The sequence below is a fragment of the Hydrogenophaga sp. L99 genome, assembly GCF_058731905.1.
In genome coordinates, this window is the sequence record NZ_CM178972.1 from 3,909,597 (window position 1) to 3,925,371 (window position 15,775).

At 64.9% G+C, this 15,775-nt stretch carries 12 protein-coding genes; 7 read left to right on the forward strand and 5 right to left on the reverse strand.

Annotated features, from left to right (window positions below; genetic code table 11):
* Positions 1-47 precede the first annotated feature (47 nt).
* Positions 48-815 carry a YdcF family protein gene (locus AC4QBL_RS18725; RefSeq protein WP_472908005.1) on the forward strand — a complete coding sequence of 256 codons (768 nt, stop codon included), beginning with the start codon at positions 48-50 and terminating at the stop codon, positions 813-815.
* A 142-nt stretch (positions 816-957) separates the two neighbouring features.
* Here AC4QBL_RS18725 and AC4QBL_RS18730 read toward each other — a convergent pair whose 3' ends face one another.
* From AC4QBL_RS18730 to AC4QBL_RS18740, 3 genes are all read right to left on the reverse strand, one after another.
* Positions 958-1,371, reverse strand: a complete 414-nt coding sequence (locus AC4QBL_RS18730; protein WP_472908006.1) for a type II toxin-antitoxin system VapC family toxin — start codon at positions 1,369-1,371, stop codon at positions 958-960.
* Positions 1,368-1,619, reverse strand: a complete 252-nt coding sequence (locus AC4QBL_RS18735; protein WP_472908007.1) for a type II toxin-antitoxin system Phd/YefM family antitoxin — start codon at positions 1,617-1,619, stop codon at positions 1,368-1,370. The genes AC4QBL_RS18730 and AC4QBL_RS18735 overlap by 4 nt, the downstream gene beginning before the upstream one ends.
* Positions 1,620-1,851: 232 nt before the next feature.
* On the reverse strand, positions 1,852-2,328 hold the full coding sequence (locus tag AC4QBL_RS18740) for an Lrp/AsnC family transcriptional regulator (RefSeq protein WP_472908008.1): 477 nt from the start codon (positions 2,326-2,328) through the stop codon (positions 1,852-1,854).
* Between the two features lie 175 nt (positions 2,329-2,503).
* Between AC4QBL_RS18740 and AC4QBL_RS18745 the strand changes: the two genes are divergently transcribed.
* The 6 genes from AC4QBL_RS18745 to AC4QBL_RS18770 all read left to right on the forward strand — a co-directional run bounded on the left by AC4QBL_RS18745 (position 2,504) and on the right by AC4QBL_RS18770 (position 13,193).
* Positions 2,504-6,100 carry an indolepyruvate ferredoxin oxidoreductase family protein gene (locus AC4QBL_RS18745; protein WP_472908009.1) on the forward strand — a complete coding sequence of 1,199 codons (3,597 nt, stop codon included), beginning with the start codon at positions 2,504-2,506 and terminating at the stop codon, positions 6,098-6,100.
* 85 nt (positions 6,101-6,185) lie between these two features.
* A complete protein-coding gene (locus tag AC4QBL_RS18750) occupies positions 6,186-7,148 on the forward strand; it encodes an IS5 family transposase (protein WP_472900628.1) in 963 nt (320 codons plus the stop codon).
* A 288-nt stretch (positions 7,149-7,436) separates the two neighbouring features.
* The gene (gene yajC, locus AC4QBL_RS18755; RefSeq protein ID WP_472900440.1) at positions 7,437-7,757 is read left to right on the forward strand and encodes a preprotein translocase subunit YajC; all 321 of its coding nucleotides are present in this window, start codon (positions 7,437-7,439) and stop codon (positions 7,755-7,757) included.
* Between the two features lie 122 nt (positions 7,758-7,879).
* Positions 7,880-9,763 (forward strand): protein translocase subunit SecD, encoded by a 1,884-nt coding sequence (gene secD, locus AC4QBL_RS18760; RefSeq protein WP_472907723.1) that lies wholly within the window; start codon positions 7,880-7,882, stop codon positions 9,761-9,763.
* Between the two features lie 14 nt (positions 9,764-9,777).
* Positions 9,778-10,734 carry a protein translocase subunit SecF gene (gene secF, locus AC4QBL_RS18765; RefSeq protein ID WP_472907722.1) on the forward strand — a complete coding sequence of 319 codons (957 nt, stop codon included), beginning with the start codon at positions 9,778-9,780 and terminating at the stop codon, positions 10,732-10,734.
* An 83-nt stretch (positions 10,735-10,817) separates the two neighbouring features.
* Positions 10,818-13,193 (forward strand): DUF1631 family protein, encoded by a 2,376-nt coding sequence (locus tag AC4QBL_RS18770; protein WP_472907721.1) that lies wholly within the window; start codon positions 10,818-10,820, stop codon positions 13,191-13,193.
* Positions 13,194-13,314: 121 nt separating this feature from the next.
* Here AC4QBL_RS18770 and dprA read toward each other — a convergent pair whose 3' ends face one another.
* Both dprA and AC4QBL_RS18780 read right to left on the reverse strand, forming a co-directional pair.
* Positions 13,315-14,433 (reverse strand): DNA-processing protein DprA, encoded by a 1,119-nt coding sequence (gene dprA, locus AC4QBL_RS18775; protein WP_472907720.1) that lies wholly within the window; start codon positions 14,431-14,433, stop codon positions 13,315-13,317.
* Positions 14,434-14,454: 21 nt separating this feature from the next.
* Positions 14,455-15,693, reverse strand: coding sequence for a LysM peptidoglycan-binding domain-containing protein (locus AC4QBL_RS18780; RefSeq protein WP_472907719.1), 1,239 nt, complete (start codon positions 15,691-15,693; stop codon positions 14,455-14,457).
* Positions 15,694-15,775 lie beyond the last annotated feature (82 nt).

Consider the following 15,775-nt stretch of genomic DNA (forward strand, 5'->3'; position numbering starts at 1 on the left):
CAGCCAACACATGACAGGCCAGATGAAGCCCGAATGAAGGACGCAGCATGATCGCCAAACTGGTGGCGGCGCTGGTGTCGCCGCTGGGCACCGCCTGGCTGCTGGGGCTGCTGGCGCTGGGCCTGGCCGCGGGTGCGCGCCGGTGGGGCTGGCGCCGTGGCGGCATGGCGGCTGGCTGGACGGGCCTGGCGGCGGTGGGCTGGCTCTGGCTGTGGGCCACGCCGTTGGCCAGCGACGCGCTTCGCGGCGCGCTGGAAAACCAGGCCGGCCCGCGCACCGTGGATGCGGTGGCGCCGGCCCCGGTGCTGGTGGTGCTGGGCGGTGGTGTGCAAGGCCCGAGCCCGCCGCAGCGCCCCCACCCCAACCTGGGCGCCGCGGCCGACCGCGTGTGGCACGCGGCCCGCCTGTACCACGCCGGCAAGGCGCCGAAGGTGCTGCTGTCGGGCGGCGCACTGGGCGCGGGCGACGGCAGCGAAGCCGAGGCCATGCAAACCCTGCTGCTCGACCTGGGCGTGCCCGCCAGCGCCATGCTGCTCGAAGGCGGCAGCCACAACACCACCACCAACGCGGCGCTCAGCGCCCGGCTGCTGGCCGCACAAAACATCGACACGGTGATTCTGGTCACATCGGCCCTGCACATGTCCCGCGCGCGCCGGGCATTTGAGCGCGCCGGCCTGGCCGTGATCCCGGCGCCGACCGATTTCGAGGTGATTCCCCGCCCGTTCGACGCCCTGCGCCTGCTGCCCGACAGCGAAGCCCTGGACGGCAGCGCCCGCGCCTTCAAGGAACTCGTGGGTAGGCTGGCGGGGCGTTGAATGCAAAACGGCATGAGGCTTCGGGGCGTTGCCGAGCTTTGACGTTCCGTTCGGGTTGTTTTCAGGGGCTGGCGTGCAGGTTTTTCAGATGGGGCCGGTTGATCTGCAGCTCTCGCGCGTGGCGACTGTTCGGCCAGGTCGGTCACGCATCCCAAGGATTGATGAGGCGGACCTCCAGGCCTGTAAAGTTCTTGGTGTTGCGCGTCACCAGCGTCAGATCGTGCTGCAGGGCGGTGGCAGCCAGCAGTCCGTCGATCGCTGGCAGCGGTCTGCCAGCCTGGGCCATCAAACGGCCCCAACGGTCGGCGGTGTGGGCATCGATGCCGTACACCCGGCCCACGAAGTAGTTGGGCAACTCCACCTCCAGCCAGTCCAGCAGGGATTGCCTTCGGTCGGGTTCCGCCACCCGTTCCAGCCCCTTGCGGATTTCACCCAGTGTCAGGACGCTCAGGAACAGTGACTGGCGCGGTCGGGCCTGCAGCCAGGCCACGACGTGCGGGTCGGGCTGCATGCGTCGCAACTCGGACAGGACGTTGGTGTCGATCAGATAGCTCAAAAGTCCACCTCGCGTGGCGGGCTGCGGTCGCGCTCGAACGCGATGTCGTCGCTGCCGTACAACGGGGACTGGCGCATGAAATCGACCAGCGATGCCTGATTGCCGCTGAGCCGGTCGAACAGATCGCGCGAAATGACCACGGCCACCGAGCGACCGTGCACCGTGATTTCTTGCGGACCGTTGTCGGCCGCGTGTTTGACCACCTCGGAAAACCGCGCTTTGGCGGTTTGCATTTGCCAGCTTTGCATGGTGGGCCTCCGTCGAATTGAAAATTCTGACCAGACAGGTCAGAATGGTTGAACTTTAACCGATACCAAGGACAGTTTCCAACGCATCCCCGTCCTTGTCGCGCTTCGAGACGCCGACCAGGGCCTCGAACCGATGTGCCGTCCCAGCCGGGATCACCTCTTTGCTCGGCCGTGCGCGTGACAGCACGGTCTGCGTCTTCCAGACGGCTCTCACGTTGGATGCCAAGCGGTGTCAGCCCCGCAAATGGGCCAGCGGCAGCGCGCTGGCGGACTTCACTTCGCCCAGCGAGAAGCTGGTGTGCAGGTCTTTCACGTTGGGCAGGTTGATCAGCACTTCTCGCGCGAAGCGGCTGAACTCGGCCAGGTCGGGGCAGACCACCTGCAGCTCGAAGGTGCCCGAGCCGCTGATGTAGTGGCAGGACACGATTTCGGGGATTTTCTGGATCGCGGCTTCGAGCTGGCGCGTCACGTCGCCGCTGTTGCGCTCGGCGTCCAGCCGCACAAAAGCCAGCACGCCCAGGCCGATCTTTTCGCGGTTGAGTTCGGCCCGGTAGCCGATGATGAAGCCGGCCTCTTCCAGCGCCCGCACGCGGCGCCAGCACGGCGCGGCCGACAGGCCCACGCGGCTGGCCAGTTCGGCGTTGGTGAGGCGGCCATCGGTTTGCAGTTCGTTCAGGATGGCGAGGTCAAACTTGTCGAGTGTTTCCATGATCGGCATTTTGAAGCAAGAATCTTTCTTTTACCGCCCAGTTCTGGGCGTGGAAAGCAAACACCTGTCAGCGTGCGGGTCATACACTGTGCGGCACACTGAAATCAGCGGATCCGCCGGTTTGTGGTGTCAACAACCGCTCACGAGGCGGCCCCTTCACGCTGGAGACAACAACATGAACGCCCCACTGCCCGAACACATCCGCAAAGCGCTTGAAACCGTCACGCTGGACGACAAATATTCCCTGGACCACGGCCGCGCCTTCATGAGCGGCGTGCAGGCGCTGGTGAAGCTGCCCATGCTGCAGCGCCAGCGTGACGCCTTGCAGGGCAAGAACACGGCGGGCTTCATCAGCGGCTACCGCGGCTCGCCGCTCGGCGGTTACGACCAGGCCTTGCAGAAGGCCGCACCGTATCTGAAGGCGCAGAACATCGTGTTCCAGCCGGGTGTGAACGAGGAGCTGGCGGCCACCGCGCTCTGGGGCACGCAGCAGCTGGGCTTTGCCCCGCCCGGCAGCAACAAGTTCGACGGCGTGTTCGGCATCTGGTACGGCAAGGGCCCGGGCGTGGACCGCTGCAGCGATGTGTTCAAGCACGCCAACATGGCCGGCACCACACCCTGGGGCGGCGTGATCGCGGTGGCCGGCGACGACCACGTGGCCAAGAGCTCCACCGCCGCGCACCAGAGCGACCACATCTTCAAAGCCTGCGGCCTGCCGGTGTTCTTCCCGTCCACGGTGCAGGACATCCTGGACCTCGGCATCCACGCCATTGCCATGAGCCGCTTCAGCGGCGTGTGGGCCGGCATGAAGACGATTCAGGAGATCGTCGAATCGAGCGCCACGGCCATGATCGACCCGGAGCGGGTCAACATCGTGATCCCCGAATTTGACATGCCGCCCGGCGGCGTGCACATCCGCTGGCCCGACGCCGCGCTGGAGCAGGAAGCCCGTCTGTTCGACTTCAAGTGGTATGCGGCGCTGGCCTACATCCGCGCCAACAAGCTCAACCACAACGTGGTGTCGGGGCCGAACGACCGCTTCGGCATCATCGCCAGCGGCAAGGCCTTCAACGACACGCGCCAGGCGCTGCTGGACCTGGGCCTGGACGACGCCACCTGCCGCCGCATCGGCCTGCGCCTTCACAAGGTCAATGTGGTGTGGCCGCTGGAGGCACAGACCACGCGCGAATTTGCCACCGGCCTGCGCGAGATTCTGGTGGTGGAAGAGAAACGCCAGGTCATCGAATACCAGCTGAAAGAAGAGCTGTACAACTGGCGAGGCGACGTGCGGCCCAACGTGCTGGGCAAGTTTGACGAGGTGGAAGGCGACTTCAGCGGCGGCGAGTGGAGCATGCCGAACCCCAGCGCCCACACCCTGCTGCGTGCCAACGCCGACCTGACGCCGAGCATCATTGCCCGCGCCATTGCCAAGCGTTTGCGCAAGTTGGGTGTGCCGGAAGAGGTGCAGGCGCGCATCGATACGCAGCTGGCCATCCTGACGGCGCAGGAACAGTCGATGCAGACGCTGCTGACCCAGGGTGTGGAAGGCGCCGAGCGCCAGCCGTGGTTTTGCTCGGGCTGCCCGCACAACACCTCTACCCGTGTGCCCGAAGGCTCGCGCGCCATGGCCGGCATCGGCTGCCATTTCATGAGCATCTGGATGGACCGCGCCACCGTGGGCTTCACGCAAATGGGCGGCGAGGGCGTGCCCTGGGTCGGCCAGCAACCGTTCAGCGTTGATCAGCACATGTTCGCCAACCTCGGCGATGGCACCTACTTCCACAGCGGCATTCTGGCCATTCGCCAGAGCATCGCGGCGGGGGTGAACATCACGTACAAGATTCTGTACAACGACGCCGTGGCCATGACCGGTGGCCAGCAGGTGGGCGAGCGGCCCGAGGGCCACAGCGTGGTGCAGATCGCGCAGAGCATGCGGGCCGAGGGCGCGGTGAAGATCACGATCGTGACCGACGAGCCGGAGAAATACGCTGGCGTGAAGGGCCTTCCCGAAGGCATCGCCATTCAGCACCGCGACACACTGGACGCGGTGCAGCGCGCGTTCCGCGAGATCAAGGGCACCACGGTCATCATCTACGACCAGACCTGCGCCACCGAAAAACGCCGCCGCCGCAAGCGCGGCACGCTGGTGGACCCGGCCAAGCGCGTGGTGATCAACGAGCTGGTGTGCGAAGGCTGCGGCGACTGCGGTGTGCAGAGCAACTGCCTGAGCGTGGAGCCGCTGGAAACCGAATTTGGCCGCAAGCGCACCATCAACCAGAGCAGCTGCAACAAGGACTATTCGTGCCTGAAGGGCTTTTGCCCGAGCTTCGTCACGGTGGAAGGCGGGCAGCTGCGCAAGAAAGACAAAAAAGCCACCAGCCAGGCGTGGACCGGTGGCGCGCTGCCCGAGCCCACGCTGCCGGTACTCGGGGCCGAGGCCTGGGGCATCATTGTGGCCGGCGTGGGTGGCACCGGTGTCATCACCATCGGCCAGCTGCTGGGCATGGCGGCGCACATCGAGGGCAAGGGCATCGTCACGCAAGACGCGGCGGGCCTGGCGCAAAAGGGCGGCGCCACCTGGAGCCATGTGTTGTTGGCCGCGCAGCAAGACGACATTCGGACCACCCGCGTGTCGGCCGCGTCGGCCGACCTGGTGCTGGGCTGTGACCCGATCGTGGCGGCGCACAAGGAAACCTGGCAGCGCCTGCGCGCCGGGCGCAGCCATGTGGCGCTGAACGCCAGCGCCACGCCCACGGCGGCGTTTGTGAAAAACCCCGACTGGCAAAACCCGGCGCAGGCCTGTGTGGACACTTTGCTGCACAGCCTGGGCGCCGAGGCGGTGGGTGTGTTTGATGCCGAAACCGCCGCCACCGAGCTCATGGGCGACAGCATCTACACCAACCCGCTGATGCTGGGCTACGCCTGGCAAAAGGGCTGGGTGCCGCTGGGCCACGCGGCGCTGATGCGCGCCATGGAACTCAACGCGGTGCAGGTGGACAAGAACAAGGCGGCTTTTGAATGGGGCCGCCGCGCCGCGCACAACCCGCAGGCCGTGGAGGCGCTGTGGCAACTGCGCGGCAGCGGCGAGCAGGTGATCCAGTTCAAAAAGCGCGAGTCGCTGGACGCCCTGATTGCCCGCCGGGCCGAGTTTCTCGCCGGCTACCAGAACGCCGCCTACGCTGCCGACTACCAGCGCTTTGTGGAGCGCGTGCGCGCGGCCGAGCAGCCGTTGGGCAAAACCGCGCTCACCGAAGCCGTGGTGCGCAACCTGTTCAAGCTGATGGCCTACAAGGACGAGTACGAGGTGGCACGCTTGCACAGCGACACGGCCTTCCATGCGCGCATTGCCAGCCAGTTTGAAGGCGACTTCAAGCTCCATGTGCACCTGGCGCCGCCGCTGATCGCCAAGAAAAATGCGCGTGGCGAACTGGTGAAGCAACCGTTTGGCCCCTTCATGTTCACCGCCTTTCGCCTGCTGGCCCGCCTGAAAGGCCTGCGGGGTACCGCGCTGGACGTGTTTGGCCGCACCGAAGAGCGCCGCACCGAGCGCGCCCTGATCGGTGAATACCGCGCCTTGGTGGACAACTTGCTGGCCACCTTGAACGCAGGCAACCACCCGCTGGCGGTGGACCTGGCCCGCATTCCTGAGCAGATCAAAGGCTTTGGCCATGTGAAAGAGCGCCATCTGGCCGCAGCACGCAGCCGCCAGGCCGCTTTGCTGGCCCAGTGGCGGCAGCCACCGGTTGCGCTGCCTGTGGCTCGGGTAGCCTGAAAGGGTTAGGGCAACGCTGATTAAGTACTGCTCGAGCGTGGTGTTTACCTGTACCGTTGCAGTACAGACGAACAGGCAGATGAAGATGAAACAGCAAACCCTTGCCATGGCCGCCGATCAAGCTGAAGGTTTTGAGCCTTACCGCAGGCCGACCAGGCGCGATACCTTCCTGGCCACGATGCAGCAGATCGTGCCCTGGCAGGCGTTGTGCGCGGTGATCGAGCCTCACTACCCCAAGGCCGGCAACGGGCGTCCACCGATCGGGCTCGAGCGTATGCTGCGCATGTACTTCGTGCAGCACTGGTTCAACCTGGCCGATGAGGCCTGCGAGGATGCGCTACTCGACAGCACCGCGCTGCGGCGCTTTGTCGGCATAGACCTCGGGCGCGAGCGCGTGCCCGATGCGACCACGCTGCTGAAGTTTCGCCGCTTGCTGGAGACGCACCAACTGGGCGAGGCCTTGTTTGCCAAAGTGGGAGAGGTGCTGCAGGCGCAGGGCATGAAGGTCGGTACCGGCACCATCGTGGACGCCACCATCATCGGCGCACCGAGCTCGACCAAAAACGCAGACAAGCAACGTGACCCCGAGATGCACCAGACCAAGAAGGGTCAGCAGTGGTATTTCGGGATGAAGATGCACATCGGCGTGGACAGTCGCAGCGGGCTGGCGCACAGCGCCGTGGTGACAGCGGCCAACATGCACGACAAACACCCGCTGCCCGATTTGCTGCACGGCAACGAGCAGCGCGTGTACGGCGACAGCGCCTACGCTAGCCAGAAGACGCTGATCGCTTCCAGGGCGCCCAAGGCCAAAGACTTCACCAACCAGCGCGTGCGCAAGGGCGGTGAAGTCGATGAAGCCGAACGCTCGAAGAACCGCAACAAGTCCAGAATCCGGGCGCGGGTCGAACACGTCTTTGCAGTGGTCAAGCGGCTGTGGGGCTTTGCCAAGGTGCGCTACCGGGGGCTGGCCAAGAACGCCACGCGCTCGTTCGTGGCGCTGGGATTGGCCAACATCTACCTGGCGCGTCAGCGCCTCATGGGATGAGTGCGTCTGCAGCGCACGCCAAACGCGTGCACAAGGTCGAAATGGCCCTGAAACGGTACGAAATCCACTTGATTTGACCTTGCTTCTCGCATGGCGCAATCAGGAGGCAACGGGTCGCTGGATCGACCGCTTGTTCAGCGTTGCCTTAGGGGTTCGGTGGGCGCGCTTGTGGGTGTGCGCCCACCCGACGCATACAATGGCAGGTTGAGTCCAGCGTGACCGGGGTTCCCTGTGGGCGCCCGTTGGTGATCTGGCGCTTTTGTGACCCCGAACCTGTTGGAGACCTCCGTGTTCATTTCTTCTGCTTACGCCCAGGCCGCCGCTGGTGGCGATACCCAGTCCACTATCATGGGCCTGCTGCCGCTGGTGTTGATGTTTGTGGTGCTGTATTTCGTGATGATCCGTCCGCAGATGAAGCGGCAGAAGGAACACAAGGCCATGGTGGAGGCCATCGCCAAGGGCGACGAGGTCGTGACGGCCGGCGGTTTCCTGGGCAAAGTGTCCAAGGTCGGTGAAATCTACGTGGGCGTGGAACTTGCCGACGGCGTGGAAGTCCAGATGCAGCGCACGGCGGTGGTGCAGGTGTTGCCCAAAGGCACCATCAAGTAAAGCCCGCCCCCGCGCCACGCCTGCGGCGCGTCACCCCCTCAAGGGGGCAATGCGAGTGGCCCGGCAAAGCCGGTTCCACCGCATTCTGGATACAAGTCACCTCTGCCCCAAGGGCCACTGCCATGAACCGTTATCCGCTCTGGAAGTACCTGATCATCGCGGTTGCGCTGGTGATCGGGGCTTTGTATGCCCTGCCCAATTTGTTTGGTGAATCACCGGCGGTGCAGGTGTCTGCAGGCCGTGCTTCGGTGCGGATCGACACCACCACGGTCACCCGGGTGGAACAGGCGCTGGCGGCGCAGGGTGTCAATGCCTCGCTGATCCAGTTCGAGGGCAATTCGGTCAAGGCCCGGTTTGACACCACCGACGACCAGATCAAGGCGCGCGATGCGCTGGAGCGTGCGCTCAACCCCGATGCCAACGACCCCAGCTACGTGGTGGCGCTCAACCTGGTGCCCCGCACCCCGGCCTGGCTGGCCAGCCTGGGCGCTTCGCCCATGTACCTGGGGCTGGACCTGCGCGGTGGCGTGCACTTCATGCTGCAGGTGGACATGCCCGCGGCCCTGCAGCGCCGTGCCGATGTGCTGACGGGTGACCTGCGCACCGCCCTGCGCGAGAAAAGCGTGCGCCACGGTGGCGTCAGCCGCAACGGGCAGACCATTGAAGTGCGCACCCGCGACACCCAGACGCTGGACGCGGCCCGCGCCGTGATCCAGGACCAGTTTGCCGATCTCGAAGCCACCGATCGCCCCGACGGCACCGAATACCGACTGGTTGCTACCATCCGCCCCGAGGCTGCGCGCCGGGTGCAGGAGCAGGCGCTCAAGCAGAACATCACCACGCTGCACAACCGCATCAACGAGCTGGGTGTGGCGGAGCCGGTGATCCAGCAGCAGGGTCTGGACCGCATCGTGGTGCAGCTGCCGGGCGTTCAGGACACGGCCAAGGCCAAGGACATTCTGGGCCGCACCGCCACGCTGGAAGTGCGGCTGGTGGACGAGAGCGCCGAGGGCCTGGCGGCCGAGCGCGGCACCGGCGCGGTGCCGTTTGGCTCAGAGCGTTACCCCGAGCGCAATGGGCGGGCGGTGATCGTCAAGCGCGATGTGCTGCTGACCGGCGAAAACCTCACCGACGCCCAGGCCGGCTTTGACAGCCAGACCCAGGAAGCCGCCGTGCACCTGACGCTGGACGCCAAGGGCTCGCGCATTTTCCGCGACGTGACCCGCGAGAACGTGGGCAAGCGCATGGCGATCATCCTGTTTGAGAAAGGCCGTGGCGAGGTCGTCACCGCGCCCGTGATCCGCACCGAAATCGGTGGCGGCCGGGTGCAGATTTCCGGCGCCATGACCACCATGGAGGCCAGCGACACCGCGCTGCTGCTGCGCGCCGGCTCGCTGGCCGCGCCGATGGAAATCATCGAGGAGCGCACCATTGGCCCGAGCCTGGGGGCCGAGAACATTGCCAAAGGTTTCAACAGCGTGATCTGGGGCTTTGCCGTGATCGTGCTCTTCATGTGCGTGTACTACATGCTGTTCGGCGTGTTCTCCAGCCTGGCGCTGGGCTTCAACCTGGTGCTGCTGGTGGCGGTGCTGTCGATGCTGCAGGCCACGCTGACGCTGCCCGGCATTGCGGCCATGGCGCTGGCGCTGGGCATGGCGATCGACTCCAACGTGCTGATCAACGAGCGCGTGCGCGAAGAACTACGCAACGGCGCCTCACCGCAGTCGGCCATCAACGCTGGCTACGAACACGCCTGGGGCACGATTCTGGACTCCAACATCACCACCCTGATTGCGGGTGTGGCGCTGCTGGCGTTTGGCTCCGGCCCGGTGCGCGGCTTCGCGGTGGTGCACTGCATCGGCATTCTGACCAGCATGTTCTCGTCGGTGTTCTTCTCGCGTGGCGTGGTGAACTTCTGGTACGGCCGGCAGAAAAAACTCAAGAGCGTGTCCATCGGCACGGTCTGGCGCCCTGAAGGCAATGTCCCTGCCGTCAAGGCCGACTGAAGAAAGCAGCGCACATGGAACTCTTCCGCATCCGCCGTGACATCCCGTTCATGAAGCACGCCATCGTGCTGAACGCGATCTCCGCCATCACTTTCGCTGCCGCCGTGTTCTTCCTGGTCACACGCGGGCTCGCCCTGTCGGTCGAGTTCACGGGGGGCACGGTCATGGAAGTGGCCTACGAGCAACCGGCCGACCTGTCTGCCGTGCGCCAGGTGGTCGAGTCGCTGGGCTACGCCGATGTGCCGGTGCAGAACTTCGGCACCTCGCGCGACGTGTTGCTGCGCCTGCCGGTGCAGGCGGGCAAAAGCTCGGGCCAGCAGAGCGAGGCGGTGCTGGCCGCGCTGAAAGCGCAAAACCCGGCGGTGGAGCTGCGCCGCACCGAGTTTGTGGGCCCGCAGGTGGGACGCGAACTGGTCGAGGACGGCCTGAAAGCCCTGGGCTTCGTGATCGTCGGCATCATGATTTACTTGGCGATGCGCTTCGAATGGAAGTACGCGGTCTCGGCGATCATCGCCAACCTGCACGATGTGATCATCATCCTGGGCTTTTTCGCCTTCTTCCAGTGGGAGTTTTCGCTGGCGGTGCTGGCGGCGGTGCTGGCGGTGCTGGGCTACTCGGTGAACGAATCCGTGGTGATTTTTGACCGGATTCGCGAGAGCTTTCGCCGTTACCGCAAGAAGACCACGCCCGAGATCATTGACAACGCGATCACGTCCACCATCAGCCGCACCATCATCACCCACGGCTCGACCCAGATCATGGTGCTGTCGATGCTGTTGTTTGGTGGTCCGACCTTGCATTATTTTGCGCTGGCCTTGACGATCGGTATCCTGTTTGGTATCTACTCATCGGTTTTCGTCGCAGCGGCCATTGCGATGTGGCTGGGCATCAAGCGCGAAGACCTGATCAAAGGTGGCACCAAGAAAGAAGAAGGCGACCCAGACGACCCGAACGCCGGCGCTATGGTGTGAAGCCAAATATCAGGGCTGATGGCATCGGGTACCGGCCCGGGTATCCCTAAAATCAGGTTCTTTCGTGTCATACTGAGTCCATTGTGGCGTCACCCGATCAGCACGTTTCCTCTCTGGCCAAACAGGCGCGTGAACTCTTCGTGGTTCACGTGGGTCGTGCGCTTCCCGAGTTGATCAAGGCGTGCGACACGCGGTTGACAGCCATCCTGGACCAGGCTGGGCCAGCGCGTGACATGCAGATACGCCGAGATGCATGGACCGCCTTTCAGAAAAACCAGACCACGTGGCTCAACCAGAGCCGCAAAGCCTTGCAGCGCACCCTGCTGCCCCGTTTCTCCACCAGCGGCAACAGCACCTTGAGCATGCCCGGCCGGCTCGAACTGGTGGCCGAGGGCGCTATCGACGACCAGATCATGGCGTCTCGCCTGGCCATGCGGGTGCTCGACGCGGCCTCCACCGAACTCAATGAATTGCGCTTGCGCGTACAGCACCTGGAAAAGCGCCAAGAGCTGCCGCGGGGTGACGTGTTGCTGCCTGACGTGATGGCGCGCATCTTGGTCGATCAATGGCTGGATGCACAAATTCCCCGTGAAGCCTGGCCACTGATCCAGGATGCTTTGGCGCCCGTGCTGGCCAACAAAATGCTGGGGGCTTACAAAGCCGCCAATGAGTTTCTGGTGTCCAGCGGCGTCATGAAGGAAATTGACCTGCAGGCTTTGGTCAAGCGCACGCCAGGCACCCAGACGGGCCGGGCTGCCGATCTCAAACCAGGTCAGACAAGTTCAGGCACAGGTTCAGGCACGGGCACAGGTTCGGGTTCGGGTTCGGGCGGCTCCGAGGGTGGGTCTGCCGGTGGTTCGCGAGCTGGCTTTGGGCAGGGCCACGGTGGCATGGCGTCATCGGTCATGGGTGTGAACGACGAAACCCGGCTTTTGACCAGCTCGACGCCGCTGGCCCGTGCGCGCATGCGCGCTCAGGGTGTGGTCGGTCGTCTCAAGCGCATGCTGATGGAGAAGGTCGGCGGTGACTTTGAAGCCACGCAATTGTTGCCGCCCTCGCCGGCGCTGCAGCAAGCCATGCAGCAATCGATGGCGGTGGTTCGTACCGATGCCGGATTTTCTCTGTCTGGTGGGTCGGGTGCCGGGGTGGTGTATGTCGACGCCTCGCACGTCGACCGGGCCGCCTCCGCGTTGCGCGAGCGCACGGCTGAACTCAAACAGGCCGCTTCCACGCCGACCGAGAAGGCCACGATCGAGGTGGTGGCCCTGATGTTTCAGAGCATTCTGGCCGAGGAGCGCATTCCGCCCAGCGTTCGGGTGTGGTTCGCCCGGCTGCAGATCCCGGTGTTGCGGGTTGCGCTGGCCGAGCCCGAGTTTTTCAGTGCCTTGCAGCACCCAGCGCGGCGCCTGATTGACCGCATGGGTTCCTGCGTGCTGGGCTTCGAGTCCAACGTGAGTTCGGCCGCACTGGAAGCTGAAATCAAGCGCGTGGTGCAGGTGATCGAGCAATACCCCGAGACCGGCCGGCGCGTGTTTCAGCTGGTGTTTGACGAATTCCAGAAATTTTTGTCGACCTACCTCAGCGAACAGGGCAGCGCCAGCCGGTTTGTGACGGTGGCGCAGCAAGTTGAGCAGAAGGAAACGCTGTCGGTTCAGTACACCATCGAGCTGCGCAAGCTGCTCAACGACATGCCTGTGCGCGACGAGGTGCGCGATTTTCTGTTCAAAGTCTGGGTCGATGTGCTGGCGGTGGCCAGCGTCAAGTACGGGCTGAAGCACGAGGAAACCGGCTCGCTGAAGCAGGTCGCGTCGGATTTGCTGTGGGCGGCCAGCGCCAAGCCCAACCGCAACGACCGTGCGCGGGTGATCCAGCAGTTGCCGGGCTTGCTGCAGCGCTTGCGCCAGGGCATGGGTTTGCTGGGCTACCCGCCAGGCATGCAAGACCAGCACATCAAGTCGGTCAGCGACACGCTGGCCGATGCCTTCATGTCGCGCACCGAAGCGATATCGCAAGAGAGCCTGGACAATTTGTCAGAGCGCCTGGCCCATCTGGAAGACTACCTGCCGGAGAGCGGTGTGGGCGATCTGGACCTGGACAACGACAGCATCGAGATGATCACGGGCGTGGACGCCAGCAACATCGAGGTGATCAACCAAGGCGGCAGCCAGCCCAACGAGGCCATGCGCGCCTGGGCTGTGGAGCTACAGATTGGTTCGTGGTTTGGTCTGGACCACAACGGAAAGCTCAACAGCGTGCAGTTTGCCTGGCGCAGCGACCGCGGCCAGCTCTACATGTTTGTGTCCAACACGGGGCGGTGCTTCCTGATCCAGGCCAACCGCGTGGCGTCCTACTTGCAGGCCGGCTTGCTGGTGCCGAGCGAAGAGGAAGCGCTGACCGTGCGCGCCACGCGCGACGCGCTGGCCAAGCTCGACGCCAACCCCGAACGACTTTTGGGCTGACCCCCGCCACGCTGCGCGCGCGCCCCTTGAAGGGGGCCTGCGAGTGGCACGGTGAGCCGGTTACACCGCATCCCTGGTGGGGCCCTTCGTCCGGGATGCCCCAGTTGTGGCCCGATCTTGATCAGCCTTGGCCGAGTCGTTGCAGCAGGCCACCGGGCATGCGGCTCACCCGGCCATCGAGTTCCAGCTCCAGCAAACGCGCCTGCAGGGTGGCGGTGTCCAGGCCCGTGCGTGCTTGCAGGGCATCGAGGCTCACGGGGTCGAAGCCCATGGCGTCGAGCAGGGGGTCGGGCTCTGTGGGTTGGTCTGTGGCTGCGTCTGCTGAACCCCGGTCTGCGCTCGCGCCCGCCGGTGCAACCGTGATACGCAGGTCTTCCAGAATGTCTTGAGCCGACTCCACCAACTTGGCGCCCTGGCGTATCAGGGCGTGGCAGCCCCGGGACTGCGGCGCATGGATGGAGCCTGGAATGGCGAACACGTCACGGCCCTGTTCGGCCGCCAGCCGCGCGGTGATCAGTGAGCCCGACTGCACCGCAGCTTCCACCACCAGCGTGCCCTGCGACAGCCCGGCGATGATGCGGTTGCGCTGGGGGAAGTTGGCGGGCAGTGGCGGTGTGCCCAGGGCGTATTCGCTCACGATGGCGCCGCGCACCACGATGCGGTGGGCCAGTGACAGATGGCGTTTGGGGTACACGCGGTCCAGGCCGGTGCCCACCACCGCGATGGTGGGAGCATCTGCGTCAAGCGAGCCTTCGTGGGCTGCGCCGTCAATGCCCAGTGCCAGCCCCGACACCACGCACACGCCGGCCTCGCCAAGCGCACGGGCGAATTGCCGGGCATTGGCTTCACCTTGCGGGGTGGGGTTGCGGCTGCCCACGATGGCCAGCCTGCGCGGGTGATGCAGCGCCTCCAGCTGCCCCATCACATAGAGCATCAATGGTGGGTCGGCCATTTGCAGCAGCTCGGGGGGAAAGCGGGCGTCGCCCAAGGTGAGCACGTGTCGGTCAGGCGCCGCGGCCAGCCAGGACACCAGGCGGTCCACCGATGCGTCCAGGTCGACCGGGGGGCTCAGCAGGGCCAGCGCCGGTTTGGGACCCACGACCGCCCTCAGTGCGGGCGGGCTTTGCCTGAAAACGTCTTCAGGCAGGCCAAAAGTGGCCAGTAATTTGCGGGCGGACTCGTTGCCCACGCCGGGCGTGAGCAGCAACCGGAGCCAGCTGGCAAGTTCGTCGCTGGCCATGGGCAAATGCAGCGGCTGCGATCAGGGGTTGGTGAAACGGTCGCCGACTTTGACACCGTCGGTGATTTGCAGCACCAGTGCGTAAGACACTTTGTCAAAAGTGCGGAACACCATCATCAAGCCGTTGCGCTCACCGGGCAGACGCATCTGAGGACGTGCGTCGTCGGTTTTGTCGGTCACAAGGTGGCTCTCGCGCTGCAGCGCCAGCACGTGGCCGCGCTCCAGGCCGTGGGCTGTACCCCGGTTGATGGCCACGACCTGATTTTGAGCTGCAAAGGTCACGGCGTTGCCGTACACCGAAACGATTTGCCCCGCTTGGGCGCTGGTGGGCGCACTGGGCACGTAATTCGGCAGTTCGCGGGGCGGCTCCGGCAGCAGACGGTCTCCCACACGCATTTCTTCTTTGGCCACCACGATGTCGATGGTGGCGGGCACCAGTTCGGTTTGTACTTTGCCCTTGGCGTCGGTGACCTCGCGGGTGCTTTCGCCGCGTTCCAGCAGCGCCTTGCCGACGTACTGCGCTTCGAAGCCCAGGATCTCACCGGTGGTGGGATCTTTCAGTGGCACGGCATTGCGGAACACGCGGAAATCGCGGGACTTGCCCGGGCTGTCGGTGAGCGCCTCACCGGCTGCGCCCGAGCTGTACTGACCACGAGCGTAGGCACGGTCACCGCGGCTGAGCAGCACGCGGGTTTCCTGCGTGGCCACAATGCGCGGCGCGCGCGCAAAGGTGGCTTCGTCCACGATCATCGGTTCGGTCAGAAACGCTTCAATGGCTTGCAGGGAAATGGGCGGGATGCCGGAGTCGCCGAGGCTCTCAAAGCGGGTGCGCGGTGAAACGCGCACGGTGTCTGGGTCGCCGCCACTGGCGCCCGGTGGGCGGGTGCTCAGGCGGGCGCGGCCGTTGGATTTGTCCAGGTAAAGCACCTGGCCGGGAAAGATCAGGTGCGGGTTGCGAATGTCTTGCAGGTTCATGCCCCACAGCTCGGGCCAGCGCCACGGGCTTTTCAGGAACAGGCCGGAAATGGCCCACAGCGTGTCGCCGCGTTTCACGGTGTAGCTGTCGGGTGCGTTGGGCGCCAGTTCTGACAACGCAACGCCGGCCTGCGCCACTTGGCCCGCCGTGGCGCGCTGTTCAGCGGTGATGGGGAAGTTTTGTGCGCTGGCGTTGCCGGCTGCTAGCACAGCAAGCAATGCGCCGGCGCAAGCCAGCGGACGCAGCGGGAAAGAAGCGGTGGACTTGCAGGTCTTCAATGGCATGTAGGGGCCCCTGGGGCAGGCATGGCTGGTTTCGGGAACCCCAGACCGCAGCGGTCAGAGGCGGGATTGCAGCGCAGCTTTT

What these genes read in the sequence shown, in the direction of transcription:
- AC4QBL_RS18745 (WP_472908009.1), top strand. Translation starts at nt 2,504, where the DNA reads ATGAACGCCCCACTGCCCGAACACATCCGCAAAGCGCTTGAAACCGTC.
- AC4QBL_RS18780 (WP_472907719.1), bottom strand. Translation starts at nt 15,693, where the DNA reads ATGCCATTGAAGACCTGCAAGTCCACCGCTTCTTTCCCGCTGCGTCCG.
- AC4QBL_RS18735 (WP_472908007.1), bottom strand. Translation starts at nt 1,619, where the DNA reads ATGCAAAGCTGGCAAATGCAAACCGCCAAAGCGCGGTTTTCCGAGGTG.
- AC4QBL_RS18740 (WP_472908008.1), bottom strand. Translation starts at nt 2,328, where the DNA reads ATGGAAACACTCGACAAGTTTGACCTCGCCATCCTGAACGAACTGCAA.
- secF (WP_472907722.1), top strand. Translation starts at nt 9,778, where the DNA reads ATGGAACTCTTCCGCATCCGCCGTGACATCCCGTTCATGAAGCACGCC.
- AC4QBL_RS18750 (WP_472900628.1), top strand. Translation starts at nt 6,186, where the DNA reads ATGAAACAGCAAACCCTTGCCATGGCCGCCGATCAAGCTGAAGGTTTT.
- AC4QBL_RS18725 (WP_472908005.1), top strand. Translation starts at nt 48, where the DNA reads ATGATCGCCAAACTGGTGGCGGCGCTGGTGTCGCCGCTGGGCACCGCC.
- secD (WP_472907723.1), top strand. Translation starts at nt 7,880, where the DNA reads ATGAACCGTTATCCGCTCTGGAAGTACCTGATCATCGCGGTTGCGCTG.
- dprA (WP_472907720.1), bottom strand. Translation starts at nt 14,433, where the DNA reads ATGGCCAGCGACGAACTTGCCAGCTGGCTCCGGTTGCTGCTCACGCCC.